The sequence below is a fragment of the Curtobacterium phyllosphaerae genome, from assembly GCF_049341865.1.
Lineage (GTDB): Bacteria > Actinomycetota > Actinomycetes > Actinomycetales > Microbacteriaceae > Curtobacterium > Curtobacterium phyllosphaerae.
Map to the genome: position 1 here is coordinate 28286 of NZ_JBMPIU010000001.1, position 23334 is coordinate 51619.

The 23334-nt window shown below is 71.3% G+C and carries 24 protein-coding genes; 13 read left to right on the forward strand and 11 right to left on the reverse strand.

Features of this window, described 5'->3' with window-relative positions; genetic code table 11:
- From ACO0E0_RS00140 to ACO0E0_RS00150, 3 genes are all read right to left on the reverse strand, one after another.
- Entirely contained in the window at positions 1–429 is a 429-nt protein-coding gene (locus ACO0E0_RS00140; protein WP_422869246.1) for a VOC family protein, read from the reverse strand.
- 116 nt (positions 430–545) lie between these two features.
- On the reverse strand, positions 546–1001 hold the full coding sequence (locus tag ACO0E0_RS00145; protein ID WP_422869248.1) for a DUF6941 family protein: 456 nt from the start codon (positions 999–1001) through the stop codon (positions 546–548).
- A 115-nt stretch (positions 1002–1116) separates the two neighbouring features.
- Positions 1117–2034, reverse strand: coding sequence for a cation diffusion facilitator family transporter (locus ACO0E0_RS00150; RefSeq protein ID WP_422869250.1), 918 nt, complete (start codon positions 2032–2034; stop codon positions 1117–1119).
- Positions 2035–2106: 72 nt separating this feature from the next.
- Here ACO0E0_RS00150 and ACO0E0_RS00155 point away from each other — a divergent pair, with 72 nt between their 5' ends.
- Positions 2107–3090, forward strand: coding sequence for a siderophore-interacting protein (locus ACO0E0_RS00155; RefSeq protein WP_422869252.1), 984 nt, complete (start codon positions 2107–2109; stop codon positions 3088–3090).
- Positions 3091–3097: 7 nt separating this feature from the next.
- On the opposite strand, the gene ACO0E0_RS00160 is transcribed toward ACO0E0_RS00155, so the two are convergent.
- Positions 3098–4036: an EamA family transporter gene (locus ACO0E0_RS00160; RefSeq protein ID WP_422869254.1), complete on the reverse strand. Its 939-nt coding sequence runs from the start codon at positions 4034–4036 to the stop codon at positions 3098–3100.
- Between the two features lie 71 nt (positions 4037–4107).
- Between ACO0E0_RS00160 and ACO0E0_RS00165 the strand changes: the two genes are divergently transcribed.
- Entirely contained in the window at positions 4108–5025 is a 918-nt protein-coding gene (locus tag ACO0E0_RS00165) for a LysR family transcriptional regulator (RefSeq protein WP_422869256.1), read from the forward strand.
- 34 nt (positions 5026–5059) lie between these two features.
- Here ACO0E0_RS00165 and purB read toward each other — a convergent pair whose 3' ends face one another.
- Together purB and ACO0E0_RS00175 are read right to left on the reverse strand one after the other, a co-directional pair.
- Complete coding sequence (purB, locus tag ACO0E0_RS00170; protein ID WP_422869258.1) at positions 5060–6445, reverse strand: adenylosuccinate lyase; 1386 nt, start codon at positions 6443–6445, stop codon at positions 5060–5062.
- A complete protein-coding gene (locus tag ACO0E0_RS00175) occupies positions 6442–6966 on the reverse strand; it encodes a low molecular weight protein-tyrosine-phosphatase (protein ID WP_422869260.1) in 525 nt (174 codons plus the stop codon). Before ACO0E0_RS00175 ends, purB begins: the two co-directional genes overlap by 4 nt.
- 102 nt (positions 6967–7068) lie before the next feature.
- On the opposite strand from ACO0E0_RS00175, the gene ACO0E0_RS00180 reads away from it, so the two are divergent.
- Positions 7069–8112: a Gfo/Idh/MocA family oxidoreductase gene (locus ACO0E0_RS00180; protein ID WP_422869262.1), complete on the forward strand. Its 1044-nt coding sequence runs from the start codon at positions 7069–7071 to the stop codon at positions 8110–8112.
- A 134-nt stretch (positions 8113–8246) separates the two neighbouring features.
- Here the strand turns inward: ACO0E0_RS00180 and ACO0E0_RS00185 are convergent, their stop codons facing one another.
- A complete protein-coding gene (locus tag ACO0E0_RS00185; protein WP_422869264.1) occupies positions 8247–8645 on the reverse strand; it encodes a phage holin family protein in 399 nt (132 codons plus the stop codon).
- 87 nt (positions 8646–8732) lie between these two features.
- Between ACO0E0_RS00185 and ACO0E0_RS00190 the strand changes: the two genes are divergently transcribed.
- The 4 genes from ACO0E0_RS00190 to ACO0E0_RS00205 all read left to right on the forward strand — a co-directional run bounded on the left by ACO0E0_RS00190 (position 8733) and on the right by ACO0E0_RS00205 (position 13592).
- Positions 8733–9812 carry a histidinol-phosphate transaminase gene (locus tag ACO0E0_RS00190; protein ID WP_422869265.1) on the forward strand — a complete coding sequence of 360 codons (1080 nt, stop codon included), beginning with the start codon at positions 8733–8735 and terminating at the stop codon, positions 9810–9812.
- 20 nt (positions 9813–9832) lie between these two features.
- Positions 9833–10999: a thiamine pyrophosphate-dependent dehydrogenase E1 component subunit alpha gene (locus tag ACO0E0_RS00195; RefSeq protein ID WP_422869267.1), complete on the forward strand. Its 1167-nt coding sequence runs from the start codon at positions 9833–9835 to the stop codon at positions 10997–10999.
- A gap of 104 nt (positions 11000–11103) precedes the next feature.
- Entirely contained in the window at positions 11104–12063 is a 960-nt protein-coding gene (locus tag ACO0E0_RS00200) for an alpha-ketoacid dehydrogenase subunit beta (RefSeq protein ID WP_422869924.1), read from the forward strand.
- Between the two features lie 104 nt (positions 12064–12167).
- A complete protein-coding gene (locus ACO0E0_RS00205; RefSeq protein ID WP_422869269.1) occupies positions 12168–13592 on the forward strand; it encodes a dihydrolipoamide acetyltransferase family protein in 1425 nt (474 codons plus the stop codon).
- Between the two features lie 49 nt (positions 13593–13641).
- On the opposite strand, the gene ACO0E0_RS00210 is transcribed toward ACO0E0_RS00205, so the two are convergent.
- Positions 13642–13965 (reverse strand): DUF4190 domain-containing protein, encoded by a 324-nt coding sequence (locus tag ACO0E0_RS00210; protein ID WP_422869271.1) that lies wholly within the window; start codon positions 13963–13965, stop codon positions 13642–13644.
- Positions 13966–14107: 142 nt separating this feature from the next.
- Entirely contained in the window at positions 14108–14497 is a 390-nt protein-coding gene (locus tag ACO0E0_RS00215) for a hypothetical protein (protein ID WP_422869273.1), read from the reverse strand.
- Positions 14498–14612: 115 nt separating this feature from the next.
- On the opposite strand from ACO0E0_RS00215, the gene glgX reads away from it, so the two are divergent.
- Both glgX and ACO0E0_RS00225 read left to right on the forward strand, forming a co-directional pair.
- Positions 14613–16634: a glycogen debranching protein GlgX gene (glgX, locus tag ACO0E0_RS00220; protein WP_422869275.1), complete on the forward strand. Its 2022-nt coding sequence runs from the start codon at positions 14613–14615 to the stop codon at positions 16632–16634.
- A gap of 125 nt (positions 16635–16759) precedes the next feature.
- Positions 16760–17482: a GntR family transcriptional regulator gene (locus ACO0E0_RS00225; protein WP_422869277.1), complete on the forward strand. Its 723-nt coding sequence runs from the start codon at positions 16760–16762 to the stop codon at positions 17480–17482.
- Positions 17483–17591: 109 nt separating this feature from the next.
- Here ACO0E0_RS00225 and ACO0E0_RS00230 read toward each other — a convergent pair whose 3' ends face one another.
- Complete coding sequence (locus tag ACO0E0_RS00230) at positions 17592–18044, reverse strand: PTS sugar transporter subunit IIA (protein WP_422869279.1); 453 nt, start codon at positions 18042–18044, stop codon at positions 17592–17594.
- A complete protein-coding gene (locus ACO0E0_RS00235; RefSeq protein ID WP_422869281.1) occupies positions 18041–18283 on the reverse strand; it encodes a PTS sugar transporter subunit IIB in 243 nt (80 codons plus the stop codon). Before ACO0E0_RS00235 ends, ACO0E0_RS00230 begins: the two co-directional genes overlap by 4 nt.
- A 186-nt stretch (positions 18284–18469) precedes the next feature.
- Between ACO0E0_RS00235 and ACO0E0_RS00240 the strand changes: the two genes are divergently transcribed.
- The 4 genes from ACO0E0_RS00240 to ACO0E0_RS00255 all read left to right on the forward strand — a co-directional run bounded on the left by ACO0E0_RS00240 (position 18470) and on the right by ACO0E0_RS00255 (position 23230).
- The gene (locus ACO0E0_RS00240; protein WP_422869282.1) at positions 18470–19714 is read left to right on the forward strand and encodes a PTS transporter subunit EIIC; all 1245 of its coding nucleotides are present in this window, start codon (positions 18470–18472) and stop codon (positions 19712–19714) included.
- A gap of 172 nt (positions 19715–19886) precedes the next feature.
- The gene (locus ACO0E0_RS00245) at positions 19887–20909 is read left to right on the forward strand and encodes a LacI family DNA-binding transcriptional regulator (RefSeq protein ID WP_422869284.1); all 1023 of its coding nucleotides are present in this window, start codon (positions 19887–19889) and stop codon (positions 20907–20909) included.
- 58 nt (positions 20910–20967) lie between these two features.
- Positions 20968–22266 (forward strand): extracellular solute-binding protein, encoded by a 1299-nt coding sequence (locus ACO0E0_RS00250; protein WP_422869286.1) that lies wholly within the window; start codon positions 20968–20970, stop codon positions 22264–22266.
- A gap of 13 nt (positions 22267–22279) precedes the next feature.
- Positions 22280–23230 carry a carbohydrate ABC transporter permease gene (locus tag ACO0E0_RS00255; RefSeq protein ID WP_422869288.1) on the forward strand — a complete coding sequence of 317 codons (951 nt, stop codon included), beginning with the start codon at positions 22280–22282 and terminating at the stop codon, positions 23228–23230.
- The last annotated feature ends 104 nt before the right edge of the window (positions 23231–23334 follow it).

Here is a 23334-nt window from a genome sequence, read left to right on the forward strand (position 1 = left end):
TCAGCCGGCGGCCGGCGTGAACAACTCGAGCGCGATGTCGTCCGGGTCGCGGAACTCCAGGATGAGCCCGGAGCCGATGTCCTTGACGCCGCCGTGCGCGACACCGAGTTCGTCGAGGAGCGTCGCGGCCGCCTCGAGGTCGGCGCGTGCGGGCACCGCGAAGCTGACGTGGTCGAGACCGACGCGGTCCTCGTCGAACCGGTCGTCGGCCGGTGCGACCGGACGGAGCCCGAACACGCCACCGGCGAACTGGTAGACGACGCCGCCGAAGACCCACCACATCGCGTCCTTCGTCGCCTGGTCGGCGTCGTCGGCCGGTGCTTCGGCGACCACGTCGAACCCGAACACGCGGTCGTAGAACGCGCGCGACCGTGCGATGTCCGTGACGGTGATCCGGACGTGGGCGTAGCCGGTGGCGGGGACTGGCATGGGACGACCTCTCCGCGTCGAGGCAGGTCCGTCGGCGCCCCGCCACGCTACGCCGTGCGGAACCACGCGATCGCAGCGTACGCAACGATGCACCGCCGAGCTGCCGGCGGCCGACGTCACCCCTGGGTGAGGACGACCCGCATCGGCAGGCGCTTGGCCACCACGTCGTCGATCCGGACGACCCACGAGTACCCACCCGCGTGCTCGAGCACGAGGTCGTTCACGGTGAACGTGATCGGGTGTGTCTGCGAGTCGCCGGGACGGAGCATCGGCGGCCGCTGCGCCACGAACCGGTGTCCCATCTCCCCGATCACGCTGCCGGGCTCGAGGCCGGGTGCCTGCCGGGCGAGGGGCACGAGCGCGCCGTCCTCGGTCTCGAGGTGCAGGCGGATGTCGTGCTCGGTGTCGGTGTCGTTCCACCCGATGTGGACGAGCACACCGAGCGCCACACGGGCCTGCACGGCCGGGAGCTGCCGGACGGTCACCATGTCCCACCCGCCGCCGAGCACGTAGAGCTTGCCGTCCACCGCCTCGGCGGAGTCGGCGAGGAACGCGGTCACCTCGACACTCATGCGGAAGTCCTCCCAGTGCCAGGGCCGGTGCCAGTGCCAGTGCCGATGCCGGTGCCGGTCCCGGTCCCGCGGCCGGCCGTCACGGCAGCGGCCCCGTGACGGTGGCGGGTCGTGGTCATGCGTGCACGTCGTGCTCGTGGCGCCGGTGCGTGTCGGGTTCGAGCTGGAACGTCGAGTGCGCCACCGGCACGTCGAAGTGCTCGGCGACGCACTGCTGCAGCTCGTCGAGGATCTCGGGCGCGTGCGCGGTGGTGAAGCAGTGGTCGTCGACCACCACGTGCGCGGTGAGGGTCGGGCGGCCGGTGGCGACGAGCGTCGCGTGCAGGTCGTGCACCGCCAGGACGTGGTCGAGTCGAAGGATGTGGGTGCGCACGGCGTCCAGGTCGAGACCGCGCGGGGTGGACTCGAGGAGGACGTCGGCGGTCTCGCGGAGCAGGCGGAGCGCGCGCGGCAGGATGAGCGCGCCGATCAGGATCGCGGCGACCGAGTCGGCGCGCTGCCAGCCCGTCGCGGCGACGACGACCGCCGCGACGATGACCGCGACGGAGCCGAGCGAGTCGTTCAGGACCTCGAGACGGGCGGCGCGGGACGTGAACGACTCGCCCTCGGCACGCGTCAGCACGCTGAACGCGACGAGGTTGCCGACGAGTCCGATGACGCCGAAGACGAGCAGCGGCGCCGCCGGGACGTCCGCGGGCACGAACAGGCGCTGGACGGCGGCGATGATGACGTACACGCCGACGGCGAGCAGGATCGCGGCCTGGGCGGTGGCCCCGAGGACCTCGGCACGCTGGTACCCCCACGTGCGGCGGCTCGTCGGGGTGCGCTGTGCGAGCCGGACGGCGGTGAGGCCGATCGCCAGTCCGCCGGTGTCGACGACCATGTGGCCGGCGTCGACGAGCAGTGCGAGCGAGCCGGTGACGACCGCACCGACCACCTCGGCGAGCAGGATCGCGGCCGAGATGCAGAACGCGACGAGGAGCGCGCGACCGGACGAGGCCGGTCCGCCGGGGTGCGCATGGTCGTGGGCCATGACGCAATCGTAGGCACGACGGCTGCTCGACACCCCGACGACTCCGATGCGAGTGAGGGTACCCTCACCTGCATGGGCCACACCGCGTCGGCAACCTCCGCCGAGACCACCGGCAAGGCCTCCGGCACGACCTCCGCCGAGACCACCGGCGCGATCAGCCCGTTCGCACTCCAACACGTCACGGTCGCCCGCGTCGAGGTGCTCTCGCCGACCTACCGCCGTGTGACGTTCACCGGCCCGGACGTCCGGCACTGCGCCGACAACCGCTACGACCAGCGCATCAAGCTCCTCTTCCCGCAGCCCGGCGGCGACCTCGCCGCCATGCCGATGCACGGCGACTGGTACGCCGGCTGGCGCGCGCTCCCGGACGACGTCCGCCCGTTCCTCCGCACCTACACGATCCGCGAGGTCAGGGCCGATCGCGGGGAGTTCGACGTCGACGTCGCCCTGCACGGCCGCATCGGACCGGCCTCCGCGTGGGCGATGGACGCGACGGTCGGTGACGGCGTCGTGGTCTGCGTCCCGGACGCGCGGGCGTCGGTGTCGGGCGGCGGTGTCGACTGGCATGCACCGGCGTCCGCCGACCGGGTGCTGCTCGCAGGCGACGAGACGGCCCTCCCGGCGATCGCGGGGATCCTCGAGATGCTGCCGGCGGAGACCGTCGGCACGGCCATCGTCGAGGTCCCGGATGCGGAGGACGCGGCCGCGCTCGGCACGCACCCGGACGGCGTGCAGGTGGTCGTCCTCGCGCGTGGTGCCGCCGCCGTCGGGACGCTCCTGCGACCGGCCGTCGAGCGGGCGGCGGGTGCCGCCGTGCACGCCGCTCGGAGCGCCGGCACCGTGCTCGACGACGTCGACGTCGACCACGAGCTCCTGTGGGAGGTCCCGGACGCGGTTGCGTCCGACGGTGCACGGGTGCCGCTCTACGCGTGGCTCGCGGGGGAGGCCGGGGTCATCAAGCTCCTCCGCCGACACCTCGTCTCGACCCTCGGGGTCGACCGTCGCGCGGTGGCGTTCATGGGGTACTGGCGAGCCGGGCAGCCCGAGCGCAACTGACCCGCGGTCAGACCCGGTCCGGGACCGCCGGGGGTGCGGACGACACGGCCTGGAGGCCCGGGACCGGTTCCGTGCGCACCCCGCGTCGCGAGAGGCTCGCCACGAGCACCCCGCCGACGACGACCAGCCCGGCGAGCACCTCCACGACGTCCGGCACCTCGCCGAACGCGAGCCACGACGCGAGCACGCCGACGACCGGCACCAGCATCGAGAACGGCGCGACGGTGCTCGACGGGTAGCGCGACAGCAGGTTCGTCCAGATGCCGTAGCCGACGAGCGACGCGAGCACGACGATGTAGAGCAGTCCGAGGTCCGCGGGGAGCGCTGCCGCCGTGGCCACCGTGCCGAGGGCGGTGCCGATGCGCGCCGGGCCCTCGAACACGAGCGATGCGACGAACATCGGGATCGGCGGCACGATCGACCACCAGAGCGTCAGGTGGAACGGGTTCGGCGCCTGGGCGCGACGGGTGGCCACGTTCCCGAGCGCCCAGCCGAGTGCGCCGCAGAGCGTCAGGACGACCGGGAGCAGCGCCGCGGCCTGGGACCGGTGCACCGCGATCGCCGCGAGGCCGAGCACCGCGACCGCGATGCCGATGCCCTGCCGGAGCGTCAGCCGCTCGCGCAGCCACACACCGGCGAGCAGGACGGTGAACGGTGCGCTCGCCTGGAGCACCAGTGACGCGAGGCCGGACGGCATGCCCGCGACGATGCCGAGGTAGAGGAAGCCGAACTGCAGGATGCCGAGGCCGACCCCGACGAGCACGAGGCGGCCGAACGGGATCCGGGGTCGGGGCACGAGCAGCACCGTCGGGATCGCGAGCAGCGAGAACCGCACGGCCGCGAGCAGGAACGGCGGGAAGTGCTCGAGTGCGATCGCGGTCGCCGGGAAGTTGATGCCCCAGACCACGGCGACGAGGGCGGCGAGGAGACGGTCGCGGGGAGCCATGTCCCGAGCATCCCGTGCGTCACGCTGCAGCACCAGCGAACATTCGTGAACGGTCCTTGTAGTGTTCCTGCATGAACGGGGCCTTCGACGTCACCCTGCTCCCGGTGCTCCGCGAGCTCGCCGACCGGGGGAGCGTCACCGCCGTCGCTGCCGCCACGCACCGCACCCCGAGCGCGGTGTCGCAGCAGTTGCAGACCCTCCAGCGGCAGGTCGGGGTCGCGCTCGTCGAACGGGTCGGTCGCGGGGTCCGGCTCACCGGGGCCGGACACGCACTCGCCCGGACGGCCGTCGGGGTGGCGACCGCGATCGCCGAGGCCGAGGCCGCCTGGGACACCTACCGGGCGGGGGTGCGCGGGACGGTCGACGTCGCGGTGTTCCCCTCGGCGGCGGAACTGCTCCTGCCCGGGTTCCTCACCCGGATGCGGGCACACCCGGGGATCGAGGTCGTCGTCGCGGACGAGGACGTCTCCGAGGCGTCGTTCGCCCCGCTCGCCGCCGACCACGACGTCGTGATCGGGCACCGTTCGGACGGCGTGCCACCGGCGGACCGCGAGGCGCTGACCACGGTCCCGCTCCTCCGGGAACCGCTCGACGTGGCGCTGCCGCTCGGGCACCCGCTCGTCGGTCGGGAGCGCGTCGGGGTGGACGAGGTCATCGGGGACCCCTGGCTCGGCGTCCCGGTCGACTACCCGATCGACCGGGCACTCGCCGCCATGGCAGCCCGGACCGACGTGGTCCCGGAGGTGGTGTTCCGGACGATCCACCTCGCCCTGCTCGAGAACCTCGTCGCCGCCGGGCACGGGATCGCGCTGCTGCCGCGGTACACCTCGCGGACGCGTGCGGCCGGACGGTTCCACCTCGCGGTCCTCGGCGACGTCCGGGCCGGCCGACGGATCGAGGCGCTGGTGCGTCCGGACCGGGCCGTCCGGCCCGCAGTGCGCACGGTGCTCGACGCGTTGGTCGCCGAGGCGTCCGCGGTGACCGCCTGACGGCCGGGAGGGGCCGGCCGGGACCGTCCCGCGCCTACGCGTCGAGGTAGCCGACGAGCTCGTCCGCGAGCCCCGTGTACGTGCCCGGGGTCAGGTTCGTCAGTCGCGCCTTCGCCCCGTCGGAGATGTCGAGCCCGTTCACGAACGCGGCGAGGTCCGCCCGTCCGACCCGCTTGCCCCGGGTGAGCTCCTTGAGCATCGCGTAGGGGTCCTCGATGTCGGACTGGCCGGCGGTGACCTCGGCGCGGATCACCGTCTGGATCGCTTCGCCGAGCACCTCCCAGTTGCCGTCGAGGTCCTCGGCCAGCCGCGTCTCGTTCACCGAGACCTCGCCGAGTCCGCGGCGCAGGTTGTCGAGCGCGAGGAGCGAGTGCGCGAACGCCACGCCGATGTTCCGCTGCGTGGTCGAGTCGGTCAGGTCCCGCTGCAGCCGGCTCGTGACGAGGGTCTCGGACAGGGTCGAGAACAGCGCCGACGAGATCTCGAGGTTCGCCTCGGCGTTCTCGAACCGGATCGGGTTGATCTTGTGCGGCATGGTCGACGACCCGGTCGCACCGGCCTGCGGGATCTGCGTGAAGTACCCCATCGAGATGTAGGTCCACACGTCGGTCGCGAGGTTGTGCAGGATCCGGTTCGCGTGCCGGACGCGGTCGTAGAGCTCCGCCTGCCAGTCGTGCGACTCGATCTGCGTCGTCAGCGGGTTCCACGTGAGCCCGAGCGACTCGACGAACTCCCGGGAGAGCGCCGGCCAGTCGGCCTCCGGGTCCGCGGCGAGGTGCGCCGAGAACGTCCCCGTGGCGCCGGAGAACTTGCCGAGGTACTCGCTGTCCTCGACCTGCGCGACGACCCGTTCGAGCCGGTGGACCACGACGGCGAGCTCCTTGCCGAGCGTCGTCGGCGTCGCGGGCTGACCGTGCGTGTGGGAGAGCATCGGGACGGCGCGGAGCGCGACGGCCTGCTCGGCGATCCGGTCGACCACGCTGCGGAGCGCCGGCAGCCAGACGTCGGCCACCGTGTCGCGCACGGTGATCGCGTACGCGAGGTTGTTGATGTCCTCGCTCGTGCAGGCGAAGTGCGTCAGCTCGGCGATGCTGTCGAGACCGTGCTCCGACAGCCGGGCGCGGACGTAGTACTCGACCGCCTTGACGTCGTGCCGGGTCGTGGCCTCGAGCCGGGCCAGCTCGTCGATCGCCGGCTGCCCGAAGTCGTCGACGACCGCGCGGAGGGCGGCCTTCTGGTCGATCGACAACGGCGACGTCGTGAACATCGCGTGGTCGGTGAGGAACACCAACCACTCCACCTCGACCTTGACGCGGGCGCGGTTCAGCCCGGCCTCGGAGAGGTGCTCTCCCACCGTGTGCACGACCGGGAAGTACCGCCCGTCGAGCGGGCTGATCGGCTGCGGGGGAAGAGGTGTCATGAGGCTCCCTGACGGACTGCCGGCTCGATCTGGTGGAAGAGGGCCTCGGACGCGCGCTCGATGGTCGCGAGCACCCGGTCGAACTCCCGCCGGTCCGCGTAGTACGGATCGGGGACGTCGGCGTGCTGTGGCCAGGCGGCGTCGTACCGCAGCATGAGCGTCACCTTGGCGGCGTCGTCCATCGTGGGTGCCCACGATCGCAGGACGCGTTCGTGGGAGCGGTCGAGTGCGACCACCAGGTCGAGCTCCGGGAACCGGTCCGGGTCGAACTGACGGGCGCGATGCCTGCTGCCATCGTATCCGCGCGCGGCGAGGGCTGCGATCGTGCGCTCGTCGGCCGGCTCCCCGACGTGCCAGTCGCCGGTCCCGCCGGACTCGATGTGGAACCGGTTCGCGACCCCGGCGTCCTCGACGACCTTGCGGAACACGACCTCGGCCATCGGGGACCGGCAGATGTTCCCGCTGCACACGAATGAGATACGGAACGGCGACGACACGGTGGCGTCGGCGTCCAGTGGCATCTGAACATCATGGCGCAGGACGGCAACCAACGCGACACCCGTTGTGATCGACCATCATGTCCTGACATGCTTGCCTCCCCGGTCCCGAAGGAGTCCCCGTCCATGCCCCACCGTTTCGCCCTGATCGGCGCCGGCTTCATCGGCGCGGTGCACGCCGCGAACCTCGCCGCCCATCCCGACGTGGACCTCCGACTCGTGGTCGACATCGACGCCGACCGCGCCGGGGCGCTCGCCGGGGCGCACGGTGCACGGGCGACGACGGACCTCGCGGACGCGTTCGACCCGGACGAGGTCGACGCGGTGTACGTCGCGAGCAGCACGGACACGCACGCGGAACACCTGCGCCGGGCGGCCGACGCGGGACTCGCGGTGCTGTGCGAGAAGCCGATCGACCTCGACCTCGCGGCGGCGACCAGCACGGTCGCGCACGTCGAGGCCGCGGGCATCACGGCGATGGTCGACTTCAACCGGCGGTTCGACCGCGACCACGCGGCACTCCGGCAGGTCGTCCTGGAGGGCGGTGTCGGCGACGTCGAGCTGCTGCAGCTGACGAACCGCGGCCCGAGTGTCCCGCCGCTGACGTACATCGCCGTCTCCGGCGGGCAGATGCGCGACCAGACCGTGCACTTCTTCGACCTCGCGTGCTGGATCGCCGAGGCCGGGACCGGCGACACCACACCCGTCGAGGTCTACGCGGCCGGGTCGGCGCTCGCCGAGCCACGGCTCGTCGAGCACGGCGACGTCGACACCTCGGTCGTCACCCTGAAGCTCGCGAACGGCGCCCTCGTGCAGATCGACAGCGTGCGGCGGACCGGGTACGGCTACGACGAGCGCATCGAGGCGATGGGCTCGACCGGCCTGGTGGAGTCCCGACGGCAGCAGTCCGCGAACGTCGTGCGGTACGGCGCCGCGGGACTCGTCGGGAGCCCGTTCCACGCCGGCTGGTTCGAGCGGGTGCAGCCGACGTACGCCGCGGCCCTCGACCACTTCGTCGGGGCGCTGGACGGGCGTCACCCGGTCGGGCCGACGCTCCGCGACGGTCTCCGCGCGCAGGCGATCGCCGAGGCGGCGACCGCGTCGCTCCGGACGAACGCCCCGCAGCCGATCACGCTGCCCGAGCGCGTGGCGACGGGCGTGACCGGCTGACGGACGGGAGGCGCGGCACCAGCCCGGCACCGCGCCTCCAGTCCGGGCGTCGGCCAGGAGGTCGCGGGGTCAGGCCGTCTGCGGGTCGGGCCGTCTGCGGGGTCAGACCGTCTGCGGGTCAGGCCGTCTGCAGGTCAGGCGCGACCGCGGTTCGTGACCGGCCGCAGCACGAGGCCGATCATCCAGGCGAAGATCGCCAGGACGATCGCCCCGACGACCGCCCAGCCGAAGCTGTCGACGTGGAGCCCGAAGCCGATCGCGTCCGAGATGCCGTCGACGATGAGCAGCAGGATCCCGTTCACGACGAACGAGATCAGCCCGAGCGTCAGGATGTAGATCGGGAACGCGACGACCCGGATGATCGTGCCGATGACCCCGTTCACGAGCCCGAAGACGAACGCGACGAGCAGGAACGTGAGGACCGTCGGGACGACCGTCCGGTCGCCGAACGCGACGACGTGCACCCCGCTGACGATGAGCGTCGTGAGCCAGAGTGCGACGGCGTTGATGACGAGGCGGATGAGGAAGCGCATGCGGACCATGATGCCGTCCGATGCTGATGCCCGCCCGAGGCCGATCGCCGCCCGGTGCCGTGCCGACCCGGTCGGTAGGCTGACCCCGTGACCGCTCCCGTACGCCTCCGGCCCGAGATCGCCGCGCTCCCGGCCTACCGCCAGGGCCGCCAGGCCGCCGCGGACGCCTTCAAGCTCTCGAGCAACGAGAACCCGTTCGCACCGCTCCCGGGCGTCGTCGACGCCGTCCAGGCCGAGACCGCCTTCAACCGCTACCCGGACGCCTCGGCCACGTCCCTGCGCAGCGCGCTCGCCGACCGGTCCGGACTGACGGTCGACGAGGTGCACGTCGCCTCCGGCAGCGTCGCGATCCTGCACGAGCTGGCGAAGGCGTCGTCCGCGCCCGGCGACGAGGTCGTGTACGCGTGGCGCTCGTTCGAGGCGTACCCGGGGCTCGTCACCGTGGCCGGCGCGACGAGCGTCCAGGTGCCGAACCGGCCCGACGGCGGTCACGACCTCGACGCCATGGCGGCCGCGGTCACGGACCGGACCCGCATGGTGATCGTCTGCTCGCCGAACAACCCCACCGGCACGGTCGTGGGCGAGCGCGAGTTCGTCGCGTTCATGGACACGGTGCGGAGCGACCTGCTCGTCGTGCTCGACGAGGCCTACGCGGAGTTCGTCACCGACCCGGACGCCGTGCGCGGGCCGGGGCTGCTCGAGCGGTACCCGAACCTCGTCGTCTTGCGGACCTTCTCGAAGGCGTACGGGCTCGCGGGTCTCCGCGTCGGCTACGCGCTCGGACCGGCATACGTCCTCGACGCCGTCCGGTCGACCGCGATCCCGCTGTCCGTCACCGCGCAGGCGCAGGCCGCGGCGATCGCGAGCCTCGAGCGCGAGTCGGAGCTGCTCGAACGCGTCGACCGCATCGTCGAGCTCCGCGACCGGGTGCGGCAGTCGCTCGTCGACCAGGGCTGGGGCGTCCCGGTGGCGCAGGGGAACTTCGTCTGGCTGCCGACGGGCGAGCACACTGCGCACGCGGCGGAGGCCTTCGCCCGGGCCGGGATCGTCGTCCGCGCGTTCGACCCGGAGGGCATCCGGATCTCGATCGGCGAGGCCGAGGCTGTGGACAGGCTCCTCCGCACCGCGGCCGACCTTGTCGGCGGCCTCACACAGTCGGTCCGGTAGGGGCGGCTAGGTTGGTCGGCATGCCATTCAGCGCCGCGGAGACCGCGACGACCCCGATCCGCCTGCTCGACGCCGACGGGCGGTTCGTCGAGGACGACGCCAACGCCGAGTTCGCCGCCGTGGCGCGTGCGCTCTCCGACGACCAACTGCTCGCGCTCCACCGCGACATGGTGGTGACGCGGCGGTTCGACCACGCGGCGTCGAACCTGCAGCGACAGGGGCAGCTCGGCCTCTGGGCGCCGAGCCACGGACAGGAGGCCGCGCAGGTCGGCTCCGCCCATGCGCTCCGGGAGCAGGACCACGTCTTCCCGTCCTACCGCGAGCACGCCGTCGCGCTCACCCGCGGGGTCGAGCCGCTCGAGATCCTCCAGGTCTTCCGCGGCAACAAGCACGGCGGTTGGGACCCGGACGAGCGCGGGAACACGCACATCTACACGCTCGTGATCGGCTCGCAGGCGCTGCACGCCACCGGGTACGCCATGGGGCAGAAGCTCGACGGCGTCGTCGGCACGGGCGACCCCGCGGTCGACGCCTGCTCGATCGTCTACTACGGCGACGGCGCGACGAGCCAGGGCGACGTCAACGAGGCGTACGTGTTCGCGGCGAGCAACCAGGCTCCGGTCGTGTTCTTCCTGCAGAACAACCACTGGGCCATCTCGGTGCCCGTGACGGTGCAGTCGCGGACCCCGCTGTTCGAGCGTGCCAGGGGCTTCGGCATCCCGAGCATCCACGTCGACGGCAACGACGTCCTGGCGTCCTACGCGGTGTCGCTCGCCGCGACGGAGGCCGCTCGGAGCGGCGGTGGCCCCCGGTTCATCGAGGCCGACACGTACCGCATCGGCGCGCACACGAGCTCCGACGACCCGACGAAGTACCGCGGCGAGGACGAGCTGGCCGGCTGGGTCGCCCGGGACCCGATCGCCCGGTCGGAGAAGCACCTGCGCGCCCGCGGCGTCGACGAGTCGTGGCTGACCGCGATCGACCAGGAGGCCGACGACGTCGCCGCGGACGCACGTCGCGGGATCGTCGGGCTCGTCGGCCCCGACGCCGAGGCGATGTTCGACCACGTGTACCGCGAGCCCCACCCGCTCATCGACGAACAGCGCGCCTGGATCCGTGCCTACGAGGAGTCATACGGGGACTCCTCGGCCGCGGACGGCACCGCAGCGAAGGGATCGACCCGATGACCGACACGACGGCGACCGACGTCGATCAGCTCTTCGACTACACCCTCCGCGCGCACGAGGGCGCCGGGTCCCTGCCGGCGGGCGAGCCGGTGCAGACGCTCGCGATGGCGAAGGCCCTGAACGCGGGGCTCGCCCGGGCGATGGAGGACGACCCGAAGGTCCTGCTCATGGGCGAGGACATCGGCACGCTCGGCGGGGTCTTCCGGATCACCGAGGGGCTCCAGCAGCGGTTCGGCACCGACCGGGTGATGGACACCCCCCTCGCCGAGTCCGGGATCATCGGCACCGCCATCGGCCTCGCGCTCCGCGGGTACCGTCCGGTGGTCGAGATCCAGTTCGACGGCTTCGTGTGGCCCGGGTTCGACCAGATCACCTCGCAGCTCGCGAAGATGGCGAACCGTCTCCCGGCCCACATGTCGCTGCCCGTCGTCGTCCGGATCCCGTACGGCGGCCACATCGGCGCCATCGAGCACCACCAGGAGAGCCCCGAGGCGTACTTCGCGCACACGCCGGGCCTCCGCGTGGTGAGCCCGAGCACCCCGAACGACGCGTACTGGATGCTGCAGGACGCGATCCGCTCGGACGACCCGGTGGTCTTCTTCGAGCCGAAGAGCCGCTACTGGCCGAAGGGCGAGGTCGACCTCGCCGACGGTCGGGTCCCGCTGCACACGACGAGGGTCGCGCGGGAGGGCACCGACGTCACCGTGATCGGCCACGGCGCGATGGTCTCGACCCTCCTCGACGCGGCCGCGCTCGCCGCGAACGAGGGGACGAGCCTCGAGGTCCTCGACCTCCGCTCCCTGTCGCCGATCGACTGGGAGCCCGTCCTGGTGTCCGCGCGGAAGACCGGCCGGGTCGTCATCGCCCAGGAGGCCTCGCAGTTCGTGAGCCTCGGCAGCGAGATCGCCGCGACGATCGCCGAGAAGACCTTCTTCACGCTCCAGGCCCCGCCGATCCGCGTCTCCGGGTTCGACATCCCGTTCCCGGTCTCGAAGCTCGAGCACCTCCACCTGCCGGACGCCGACCGCGTGCTCGAGGCCGTCGACCGCGCGCTGGCGTACTGAGCGGACCCGCACCGCACACCGCTCCCGGCGACGCACCGCCGCCGGGGACACGACCGCACCACCCGGGACCGCACGGCTCCCGGGCACGAGACGCAAGGAACCGGATGTCCGTCGCAGAATTCCCGCTCCCCGACGTGGGAGAGGGCCTCACCGAGGCCGAGATCGTCCAGTGGCGTGTCGCGCTCGGGGACGTCATCGAGGTCGACCAGGTGATCGTCGAGATCGAGACCGCGAAGTCGCTCGTCGAGCTGCCGTCGCCGTTCGCCGGGACCGTCACGCACCTGCTCGTGGACGAGGGCTCGACGGTGGAGGTCGGCGTCCCGATCATCCGTGTCGACTCCGCCGACGTGCCGCAGGACCAGCCGGGAGGCGCGGCGCCGGTCGCGACGTCGGCGAGCGTCGCGCAGACGGTCCCCGACCCGGCCGACGCGGCACCCGCGGACGCAGCACCCGCACCCGCTGCCCCGGCAGCTGCCGCCCCCGCGTCGACCGAGACGTCCGGCGCGAACCTCGTCGGGTACGGGTCGCCGACCGGCGCCACGTCGCGCCGCAAGCCGGGCGCCCGCCGGGCCGCCGCCGTCGCGCTCGACGCGAGCCGTGCCTCCCGTCGGGCCTCGGAGGAGCAGGACGCCGCACGACGTCCGTCGAGCGTGCCTGCGGCGTCGGCGCTGCCGATCGTAGCGAAGCCGCCGATCCGGAAGCTCGCGAAGGACCTCGACGTCGACCTCGCGTCCGTGCAGGCCACCGGGCTCGCGGGCGAGGTCACCCGGGACGACGTCATCCGGCATGCGACGCAGGCGAGCCTCTTCCGGAACATCGAGACGCCGGAGTGGGGCGAGACGCGCGAGGAGCGCATCCCGGTCAAGGGCGTCCGCAAGGCCATCGCGACCGCGATGACGACGAGTGCGTTCACCGCGCCGCACGTCAGCCTGTTCGTCGACGTCGACGCGACCCGCGCGATGGAGTTCGTCGCACGGCTGAAGCAGTCGCCGACGTTCGCCGGGGTCAAGGTGTCGCCGCTGCTCGTGATGGCCAAGGCGGTCATCTGGGCGGTCCGCCGGAACCCGACCGTGAACTCGACGTGGACCGACGCCGAGATCATCGTGCACCACTTCGTGAACCTCGGCATCGCCGCGGCGACCCCGCGCGGACTCATCGTGCCGAACGTCAAGAACGCGCAGGACATGTCGCTGTTCGAGCTGGCGCAGGCCCTCGAGCAGCTGACGCTCACCGCGCGCGACGGCCGGACGACGCCGGAGGACATGGCGAGGGGCACGGTGACGATCACGAACATCGGCGTGTTCGGGATGGACACGGGAACGCCGATCCTCAACCCCGGTGAGGTCGGGATCGTCGCGATGGGGACGATCAAACCGAAGCCGTGGGTGGTCGACGGTGAGGTCCGGTCGCGCATGGTGACCACGATCGGGGCGAGCTTCGACCACCGCGTGGTGGACGGCGACGTCGCGAGCCGGTTCGTCGCCGACGTCGCGTCCGTGCTCGAGGAGCCCGCGCTCCTGCTCGACTGAGCCGGTCCCGGCGGCGACCTGACCGGTCGCCGCCGGGATGCGAGCGCGCTCAGGAGTGCGAGATGATCACCGCGGCCAGGATGAAGTTCACGATCGCGACGACGATCGCGAGCGCTCCGAGGACGATGCCGGTGATGATCAGGCCACGGCCGCGACCGGGGACCGCCTCGCCCCGACGTCGCGCGACGACGCCGAGCACCACGGCGATGATGCCGAGGATGAGCCCGATGATCGGGCTGAGGAACGCGAGGACGATGCCGATGATGCCGAGCACCATCGCGGCGATCGCCATGCCGTTCCGGACACCGCCACCACGTGCGTCGGGGCCTGCGCCGGACTGGCCTGCCACCGGGGGTTCGTACTGGTTGGACATGGGTTGCTCCCTCGACATCGGCACCCCGGTCGTCGGGCGGGTCCCGACAAGTGAGTGACTCTCCGGAACATATGCCTCGTCGCGACGTTTGTCCGCGGCGCCGCTCGGGTCGGCGTCGATCTGCGCGTCACCGCAAGGGCGGTCAGCGCTCGTCGTCGTGGCGGTCGGTGAGCTCGCCGCTCGCGAGTCGCTGCGACCACACGATGCTCGCCGCGGCGCCGCTCAGGACGTCCTCCGGCGCACGACCCTGCTCGTGGGCGAGCGCCGAGCCGAGCCCGGCCGTGATGCTGCCGCCCATCGCCCCGAGCGTCTCGAACACCTCGGACTGCCGTTCGGTCAGGGGCTGGTCCACGAGCGTGTCCACGGCCTCACGGAGGTTCGCCTCGCTCGCCTCGACCATCGAGGCGTCCCCGGAGGACATCGCCGTCGCCTCGCCGATGACGGCGAGGCCGAGACGCGCGGCCTCGTCCTGGACACGGCGCAAATGCGCATCGTCCGGTTCGCCCGGCTGGTCCCGCTCGGCATCAGACATGACCAGGACCGTACGCCGTCCGCGGCGGGCGCTCGGAGGCAGCGGCCAGTTCCGCGACGTCGACGGGGGACGACGCTCCCAGGCGCGACCACCACCGGTCGTATTGGATGAGTGGATGACCACTTCTTCGCGACACCCGCTCGGTGTCACGCTCGTCGACGGGGGCGCGAACGTCGCCGTCTTCTCCGCGACCGCCGACCGCATCGAGTTCTGCCGCTTCGACGAGGACGGCACGGAGCACCGGACGGAACTGACGGACCGGACCGGGTACGTGTTCCACGGGATCGTCCCGGACGTCGCCGTCGGCACCCGCTACGGCCTGCGCGTCCACGGCCCGTGGGACCCGGCCAACGGCCTGCGGCACAACGCCGCGAAGCTCCTGCTCGACCCCTACGCGACCCAGATCGACGGCGACTACGAGTGGGGGCAGGCGCTCTTCGGCCACGACATGGAGGCCCCGAGCCAGATCGACGAGACCGACTCGGCGAGTGCGATGCCGAAGTGCGTCGTCAGCGACCGCGACTTCGACTGGGGCGACGACGCCGCCCCGCGGACGCCGTTGTCCGAGACCATCGTCTACGAGACCCACGTCAAGGGCTTCACCAAGCAGCACCCGGACGTGCCCGAGGCGATCCGCGGCACGTACGCCGGGCTCGCCGACCCCGCCGCGATCAAGCACCTCACCGACCTCGGCGTCACCGCGGTCGAGCTGCTCCCCACCCACCAGTTCGTGCAGGACTCCACCCTCGCCGACAAGGGCCTCCGGAACTACTGGGGCTACAACTCGATCGGCTTCCTCGCCCCGCACAACGAGTACGCGAGCATCCCGGGCGCACAGGTCCAGGAGTTCAAGACGATGGTCAAGGCGCTGCACGCCGCGGGCCTCGAGGTCATCATGGACGTCGTCTACAACCACACGGCCGAGGGCAACCACATGGGCCCGACGCTCTCCTTCAAGGGCATCGACAACGCCTCGTACTACCGCCTGGTCGAGGGCGAGGAGGACAGCTACTTCGACACCACCGGCACCGGCAACAGCCTCAACGTGTCGCACCCGGCAGCACTCGCGCTCATCATGGACTCGCTCCGCTACTGGGTCGAGGAGATGCACGTCGACGGGTTCCGCTTCGACCTGGCGACGACGCTGACCCGCCAGGACGGCGAGGCGGAGAAGCACTCCGCGTTCCTGGACATCATCCACCAGGACCCGGTGCTCCGGAACGTCAAGATGATCGCCGAGCCGTGGGACACGGCCGGCTACCAGGTCGGCGGGTTCCCGGCGGACTGGTCGGAGTGGAACGGCAAGTTCCGCGACGACGTCCGCTCGTTCTGGGGCGGCGAGGAGGGCACGCTCGGCGACACCGTGCAGCGCGTCCTCGGCAGCCCGGACGTCTACGAGGGCGACCGCCGCTCGCCGCTCTGCAGCATCGACTTCGTCACCGCGCACGACGGTTTCACGCTCGCCGACCTGACGAGCTACTCGGAGAAGCACAACGACGCCAACGGCGAGGACAACAACGACGGCGAGAGCGACAACAAGTCGTTCAACGGCGGAGTCGAGGGCCCGACCGACGACGAGGGCGTCAACGAGTACCGCGACCGTCAGCGTCGCAACTTCCTCGGCACGCTCCTGCTCTCAACGGGCGTCCCGATGATCCTCGGCGGCGACGAGATCGCGCGCTCCCAGGGCGGGAACAACAACGCCTACTGCCAGGACGACGAGATCTCCTGGTTCGACTGGGCCGCGCAGGACACCGACCTGCTCGAGTTCACGACGCGTGCCATCGCGTTCCGCAAGGCGCACAGCGCACTGACCCCGGAGTGGTTCCGGGTCGCCCCGGACGGCCAGGGAGCCGGGACGGTCCAGGTGCTCCGCGCCGACGCACGTCCGTTCGAGGACGACGACTGGGCCGACGGCGGGAACCTCGCCGTCGCGCTCGTGCTGTCGGACGGCACCGACACCGTCGCGCTGCTCCTCAACGCCTCCGGCACGACGGTGGAGTTCACGCTGCCGGGTCGACCGGGGGCCGGGGAGCACGCGTGGCGGCTCGGGCTCTCGAGCGACGCCGGGCAGCAGGTCGACGGGTCCGGCGAGACGCTCCTCGTCCGCGACGCGTCGTTCACCGCCCTGGTCTGATCCGCAGGAACCACCCGGTCTGGGGCATTGGAGCCGACCGGCCTCCCGGCTACTCTGGGAACAACTGGTCATGTCCGCACAGGACCAGTTCGATTCCTGCACAGTGGACGAGGAGGCCGGTCGCGATGCCGCAGCGCATCACCGAGGGAGCCGTGCCGAAGCACGAACAGCTCCGCCTGATCCTGCTCGAGCTCGCCACGGCGGAGCTGCAGCCCGGCGCGGCGATCCCGTCCGAACGGCAGCTCATCCAGGCGTACGGCGTGAGCCGGATCACCGTCCGGCAGGCCCTCGGACAGCTGGTGAACGAGGGCTACCTGACCCGCGTGCGCGGCAAGGGCACGTTCGTCGCCCACCGTCCGGTCCAGTCGACGCTGCACCTCGCGAGCTTCACCGAGGAGATGCGGGCCCTCGGGCACGTCCCGGCGACGGTCGTCCTCGTGCGCGAGGAGGCCGTCCCGCCCGCGGACACGATCGCCGCGCTCCGCCTGGCCGACGGCGACTCCGCGTTCCACGTCAAGCGGCTCCGGCTCGCGGACGGCGTCCCGGTGTCGATCGACGACGCCTGGTTCGTCCGGTCCGCGATGCCCGGCCTCCTCGACCACGACCTCAGCGGCTCGATCTACTCGCTCGCCGCGGGGGAGTACGGCACGCCGATCGTCCGTGCACAGCAGACCGTGGCCGCCGACCCCGCGACGGACGACGTCGCGACGCTCCTCGGGACCCGCACGGGGTCGCCGGTGCTCGTGTTCGACCGGGTCTCCTTCTCCGAGACCACTGCCGTCGAGCACACCCGCAGCTGGTACCGCAGCGATCGGTACCGCGTGCAGATGGAGGTACGCGCGTCCTGAGCGCGTGCCGTCGCGCGCACGGGATCCGCGCCTCCCGTACCGCATGCGGACGGCACGCACCCCGCACACGGAACCGCCGCGCGGGACAGTGTCCCGTGCGGGCGGCGGCCTAGACGCGGAAGAGCACCTGGCCCGCCGCGACCGTGCTGCCGACCGTGTCCTGGGGGACCGAGTCGGGCGCGGAGCCGAGCACCACGACGGGGCAGACGGGGGAGTGGCCGGCGGCGATGATGGTGGCGGGCTCGAAGCGGACGACGGGGGTCCCGGCCTCGACCGTGTCGCCCTCGGCGGCGAGGAGCGTGAACCCCGCACCCTGCATCGTGACGGTGTCGATCCCGACGTGCACGAGGACGTCGGTGCCCGCGGCACCCTGGAGCGCGAACGCGTGCGGGTGCAGCTTGATGATCGTCCCGGCGACGGGGGCGACCGCCGTCACCGCCTCGTGCGCGCCGGACGGGTCGAGCGCGACGCCCGCGCCGACGAGCTGGCCCGCGAACACCGGGTCCGGGACGTCCGCCAGGGCGACGACCGGGCCGGCGAACGGCGTGAGGACGTCCGTCATGCGTCGTCGTCCATGAGGTCCTGCATGTCCTGCGCGAGGTTGTCGGCCTCCGGTCCGACGATGACCTGGATGCCCGTGCCGATCGCGACGACGGCGATCGCGCCGGCCTTCTTGAGCGCGGCCTGGTCGACGAGCGACGGATCGGACACCTCGGTGCGGATGCGCGTGATGCACCCCTCGACCTCTTCGATGTTCGTGGCCCCGCCGAGTCCGGCGATGATGTCCTCTGCCTTCGACATGTTTCCTCCTCGTTTCGACCTGCGCGCGCAGGTTGACATGGGTGCCCGGTCTGGGGAGACTACGGACTGGTCATGACCGGACAGTACCGGTGCTCTCCTGGGACAGTACCGATCAGGTCTAGTGGCTACAAGCCTGCACCCACGTCTCCGCGTGCGCGCTCCACCCAACGACGAGAGGAACCACCGATGACCGCCGTCACGTCGGACACCACCACGGCTGCGAAGCCCCCGAAGAAGCCGAGTCGGTTCTTCGCCAACGCCCAGCGGCTCGGTCGGAGCCTGCTCCTGCCCATCGCGGTGATGCCGGCTGCGGGGATCCTGCTCCGCCTCGGCCAGTCCGACCTGCTCGGCGCGATCCCCGGGTTCGAGAAGGGTGCCACGATCATCTCGGCCGCCGGGAACGGCGTGTTCACCTGGCTGCCGCTGCTGTTCGCGGTCGGCATCGCGATCGGTTGGGCCAAGAAGTCCGACGGCACCACCGCGCTCGCAGCCGTCGTCGGCTACATGGTCATGTACCAGGTCTTCGCGGCGATGTCGCCGATCGTGTTGCCGAAGGGCGAGACGATCAACTTCGGTGTCCTCGGCGGCATCGTGATGGGGCTCGTGTCCGCGGTCCTCTGGGAGCGGTTCCACCGGACGAAGATGCCGGACTTCCTCGGCTTCTTCTCCGGCCGACGTCTCGTGCCGATCCTCACCGCCGTCGCGGCGCTCGTCATCGCGGTGCTCATGTCGTTCGTCTACCGCTACTTCGACATCGCGCTCACGTGGGCCGGCCAGCAGGTCGCGGCGCAGCCGGTCCTCGGCGGGGGCGTGTTCGGCACGGCGAACCGGCTCCTCATCCCGGTCGGCCTGCACCAGCTGCTCAACTTCTTCCCGTGGTTCCAGCTCGGCAGCTTCACCGGACCGAACGGCGTCGTCGCGCACGGCGACGTCAACCGGTTCCTCGCGGGCGACCCGACGGCAGGCACGTTCATGACCGGGTTCTTCCCGATCATGATGTTCGCGCTCCCCGCCGGCGCCCTCGCCATCTGGCGGCACGCGAAGCCGAAGAACCGCAAGGTCATCGGCGGCATCATGCTCTCGGCCGCACTGACGTCCTTCGTCACCGGCATCACCGAGCCCCTCGAGTACTCCTTCATGTTCGTCGCCTGGCCGCTCTACGTGGTGCACGCGGTCCTCACCGGGACGTCCCTGGCGCTCGTGAACGCCCTCGGCATCCACGACGGGTTCTCGTTCTCGGCGGGTGCGATCGACTACGTCCTCAACTTCGGCAAGGCGCAGGGTGCGATCTGGCTCATCCCGATCGGACTGGCGTACGCGGCGATCTACTACTTCGTCTTCTCCTTCGTCATCAAACGGTGGAACCTGAAGACGCCGGGCCGCGAGGACGACGACTCCGCCGAGTCGGTGGAGTCCGCCACGAAGGCGTAGGTCCGCGACCGGACCACGTGACGGACGGGAGGCACGGTGCCAGGCGGCACCGTGCCTCCCGTCCGTCGTGCTGCCGGGTCCGACGGCCGGTTGCGGATCCGGCAACGGTGGGGTAGAACTGCGTTTGAACCGGTTTAGATGTCCGGACGGCTCGATGCGGAGGAGGGGAACGATGACCCGACGCCCCACCATCGTCGACGTCGCCCGCGAGGCCGGTGTCTCCAAGAGCCTCGTCTCCCTCGCCCTCAACGACCGCCCCGGCGTGAACGCGGCGACCCGCGAGCGCATCCAGCAGGTCGCCGACGAGATCGGGTGGCGTCCCAACCCCGCCGCCCGGGGGCTGACCAGCCGCCGGGCCTACGCGCTCGGACTCGTGGTGCGCCGCGACGCCCGGACCATCGAGATCGACCCGTTCTTCGCGGCGTTCATCGCGGGCCTCGAGACGGTGCTCGCCGATCGCGGGCAGGTGCTCGTGCTGAGCGTCGTCAGCGATCGCGCCGCCGAGGAACGCGCCTACCGGACGCTCGCCGGGGACGGCCGAGTGGACGGGTTCATCCTCACGGACCTCCTCGCCGCGGACTCACGGATCGACCTCGTCGCAACACTCGGCGTCCGTGCGGTGACCCTCGGCGAACCGGACGTCCCGACCTCGTTCCCCGCCGTCCGCCGCGACTACGCCGGCGGCATCGCCGCACTCGTCGCCTACCTCGCCGGACTCGGCCACGAGCGGATCGCCCACGTGGCCGGCGCCGACGCGATGCTGCACGGCCACGAGCGGCGCGAGCTGTTCGTCGCCGCCGCCCACGACCAGGGCGTGGACACCATCGTGGTCCCGACGGACTTCTCACCGGAGCAGGGTGCCGTGGCGACCGAGCAGCTCCTCGACCTACCGGGGCGCGAACGGCCGACCGCGATCGTCTACGGGAACGACCCGATGGCGATCGCGGGCATGTCCGTCGCACAGCGTCGCGGCCTCCGGATCCCGGACGACCTCTCGGTCACCGGCCTCGACGGTTCGCAGATCGGTCGGCTCGTCCACCCCGCACTCACCACCCTCGACAACGACCCGGCCGAGTGGGGACGCATCGTCGCGTCCACGCTGCTCGACCTCGTCGACGGCACCACACCCGTCGACCGTGCCCTGACACCCGCCGGACTCATCGTCCGCGAGTCGACCGGCGCGCCCACCCGGTAGCAGACCCCGCGCGGTGCGCGCTGCACAGGAACACCGCACCACCCGACGAAGGAGTCACATGCGCCGTCGCATGCTCGCCATCGGCACCGCCCTCGCGGCGGCCCTCGCACTGACCGTCTCCGGCTGCGCCACCGGCACCACGGTGGCCGGACCCGAGGCACGGACCAAGCACGGTCCGATCACGATCTGGTACTCGAACAACGCCCAGGAGGTCACCTGGGGCAAGGCGATGGTCGCCTCGTGGAACAAGGACCATCCCGACGAGCCGATCACGGCCCAGGAGGTCCCCGCCGGCAAGAGCACGGAGGAGGTCATCGGTGCTGCGATCACCGCCGGCACCACCCCGTGTCTGGTCTTCAACAACCTCCCCGCGGCCACCGGGCAGTTCCAGAAGCAGGGCGGACTCGTCGACCTGTCGAAGTTCCCCGGTGCGGACGCCTACATCGAGGCCCGTTCGGGGAAGACCGCCGACCAGTACGAGTCGCCGGGCGGTGACTACTACCAGATGCCCTGGAAGTCGAACCCCGTGATGATGTTCTACAACAAGAAGGTCTTCGCGAAGGCGGGCCTCAGCACCACCGACCCGAAGCTCAGCACGTACGCCGACTTCCTGGCCGCCGCCGCGAAGATCAAGGCCGCGAAGGCCGCGCCGTACGCCATCTACCCGGCGGCGACGAGCGAGTTCTTCCAGCCCAACTTCGACTTCCTGCCGCTCTACGCCGCCGAGACCGGTGGGACCGGGCTCTTGGACAAGGACCAGAAGGCCACGTTCGACGACGCAGCCGGCAAGGACGTCGCGAACTTCTGGAAGACGGTCTACGCGCGGGGCTACGCCGGCAAGGACCAGCTCCAGGGCGACGCGTTCGCGACCGGGCAGGCCGCGATGGCGATGGTCGGCCCGTGGGCGGTCGCCAGCTACAAGGGCGCTGTCGACTGGGGGGTCGTCCCCGTCCCGACGAAGGACGGCACCGCGGCGAGCAGGACGTGGACGTTCCCGGACGCCAAGAACGCCGCCATGTACGCGTCCTGCAAGAACCAGGGCACCGCGTGGGACGTCCTGAAGTACGCGACGAGCCCCGCCGAGGACAAGGCGCTGCTCCAGACCACGGGACAGATGCCGATCCGCAAGGACCTCGCGTCGACGTATGCGGACTACTTCGCGAAGAACCCGTCGTACCAGGAGTTCGGCGCCCAGGCCGCGCGGACCGTCGACGACCCGACCGGGCCGAACTCGACGGCGGTGCTCCAGGCGTTCCGGAACTTCTACACGAAGGCCGTGATCTCCGGAGACGGTTCGCTCGACCCGCAGCTCGCGGCGGCCGCCGCGAAGACCAGCCAACTCGCCGTCCAGAAGTGAGGGAGGACCGACCATGACCGCAACGGCAACCGCTCCGGCCGCCGCACCCGCCGGCGACCACCGTCAGCTCCGGCGCCCCTGGCGCTTCCGGGTCTTCGGCAGGAACCCCCTCGGCTGGCTCTTCAGCGCGCCGTACCTGGTGTTCGTGCTGGTGATCTTCGCGTACCCGCTGATCCTCGCGGTGTACATGTCCTTCCACGACTACTTCTTCTCCGCACCAGGAGCGAGCGTCGACCGCCCGTTCATCGGCATGCAGAACTACGTCCAGGCGTTCGAGGACCCGCAGGTCCGGCAGTCGTTCGTCAACGTCGGCGAGTTCCTGATCATCAACGTGCCGCTCACCGTGGTGCTGTCCCTCGTCCTCGCCGCCGCACTGAACAGCGTCGTCCGCTGGTCGACGTTCTTCCGGGTCAGCTACTACGTGCCCTACGTCACGGCGTCCGTCGCCGTCGTCGGCGTCTGGCTGTTCCTGTTCAACCAGACCGGACTCGTGTCGAAGCTCCTCGGTCAGCTCGCGCCGAACCCGGGCTGGCTCGTCAACGAGCACTGGGCGATGCCGATCGTCGCGCTGTTCGTCACGTGGAAGCAGCTCGGCTTCTACATCCTGCTGTACCTGGCGGCGCTGCAGAACGTGCCGAAGGAGCTGTACGAGGCGGCGGCGACGGACGGGGCGGGCAAGGTCCGGTCGTTCTTCTCCGTGACCGTCCCCGGGGTCCGCCCGGCGACCGTGCTGGTCCTCCTCCTCAGCACCGTCATCGGGGCGAACTTGTTCACAGAGCCGTACCTGTTGACCGGAGGCGGGGGTCCGAACGGTGCATCATCGTCACCCGTGCTCGTGATGTACCAGCAGGGCATCGAGCAGAACCACCCGGGGTACGCGTCCGCGATCGGGATCGTCCTCGTCATCGGCGTCCTGGTCATCGCGTTCCTGCAGAACCGCTTCGCCGGAGGGAGAGAACGATGAGCCAGACAGCAACCGGCGCCGCGGGCGCGGCGGGCGTGCCGGTCCCCGGAGCGGGGGCCGGCGGGGACGACCGGGGCCGTGCCTCCCGGCCGCGCAGCAAGCGG